Below are 1,040 nucleotides of genomic sequence, written 5' to 3'. Positions count from 1 at the left end.
GGGGATGCGGACAAAAACTTGGACTGGTTATGCGGCGATGCCCAGGCGCCGACGATGCTGGGCGGGACTGCGAAAGCCCAGTGAGCTCTTGATCCGAACCTCGTTGTACCAGCGGATGTAGGCATCCAGCGCCGCCACGAACTCCTCGATGCTCGTTGATAGCCAGTCGCGGGCAAAGAACATCTCGATCTTGAGCCGACCAAAGAAGCCCTCGCACGCCGCGTTGTCCGGCGAGCAGCCCTTGCGTGACATTGAGCGGACCAGCTTGGCATCGGCGATTCGAGCCAGCCAACCTGGCCACCGATAGTGGCCGCCACGATCTGAATGCACCACGGGCCGCTCGCCGCTGGCTGCTACCTTGTCGATGGCAGCGTCCAGCATCGTGTTGACCAGTTCGGCGTTGGGCCGGGTGCCGATCGACCAGCTCACGACCATGCCGTCGAAGCAATCGATCATGGGCGACAGGTACACCTTGCCAGCCGGGATCTGGAACTCCGAGATGTCAGTGAGCCACTTCTCGTTGGGTGCATCGGCGCTGAAATCTCGGTTCAGCACGTTGTCGGGGGCTGGACTGATCTCCCCCATGTAGGAGCCGTAACGACGGCGTTTGCTCGTCGCGGCGACCAAGCACTCCTGCTTCATCAGACGGCGCACCACCTTCTCGGAGACGTTGACGCACTGATCGCTCAGCGATGCGTGGAGCCGCCGGTAGCCGTAGCAGCGGTAGTTGCGCTCGAAGATGTTGGTCATGGCCTGGCGCACGTCGGCGTACTTGTCGGCCACCCCGAGCCGGGCGCGATGGTAGAAGTAGGAACTGCGCGGCAGGTTCAATTCGACCAGCAGTTCCGTCACCGTGTAGGTCGACCTCAGGGCATCAACCAGCAGCGTCTTCTCCCGGTTCGTCAGGGGCTGCTGATCGATGCCCAGCTCTTTCCTAAGAAACACCTTCCTGGACTGGTTGCAGCGCGAAGCCGAAGCGCGCAGCGCGTCGCTCGAGTTGCTTGACGACGCGCTCACGGTACCGTTGCTCGTATTGGTCA

Annotated in this window: 1 protein-coding gene; it reads right to left on the bottom strand. The window is 62.0% G+C overall.

All coding sequences use genetic code 11. The annotated features are described in order from the left end of the window. Nucleotides 1-27 precede the first annotated feature (27 nt). The coding region (locus tag CDO81_RS24350) for an IS3 family transposase (protein ID WP_241517133.1) at nucleotides 28-1,040 on the bottom strand (1,013 nt) is incomplete at its 5' end.

Source organism: Roseateles puraquae (assembly GCF_002205845.1).
GTDB lineage: Bacteria > Pseudomonadota > Gammaproteobacteria > Burkholderiales > Burkholderiaceae_C > Pelomonas > Pelomonas puraquae.
This window is presented reverse-complemented; position numbering and strand designations above follow the sequence as displayed.